Here is a 390-nt window from a genome sequence, read left to right on the forward strand (position 1 = left end):
GCTGAAAGCAGTATGGTATATAATGTTATAACTGAAGTTATAAAAAAAGCTAAACTTGCTGAAAAGGATATTGATTTTCTATTTGCAGGAGATCTTTTAAATCAGTTATCTTCTTCTAGCTTTGCTGCAAGGGAAGTTGAAATACCTGTTTATGGACTTTTTGGAGCATGTTCTACTATGACAGAATCGCTTAGCATAGCAGCAATGACAATAGATGGTCAATTTGCAGCCCATGTTATTGCTGCAACTTCATCGCATTTTTCTTCGGCTGAAAGGCAATTTAGATATCCTCTTGAGTTTGGTTCACAAAGAAAACCAAATTCTCAATGGACGGTAACAGGGGCAGGTGCTATGCTTCTTGCTAAAAATGGAAACTTTCCTTGTGTTACC

At 36.9% G+C, this 390-nt stretch carries 1 pseudogene; it reads left to right on the plus strand.

Going from position 1 to position 390, the window contains the following annotated elements:
• Positions 1–390 (plus strand): annotated as a pseudogene (locus tag EAD96_RS00125) (stage V sporulation protein AD); the annotation flags it as partial.

Origin of the sequence: Micromonospora sp. BL1 (assembly GCF_003667485.1) — a bacterium.
Taxonomy (GTDB): Bacteria; Actinomycetota; Actinomycetes; order Mycobacteriales; family Micromonosporaceae; genus Micromonospora; species Micromonospora tulbaghiae.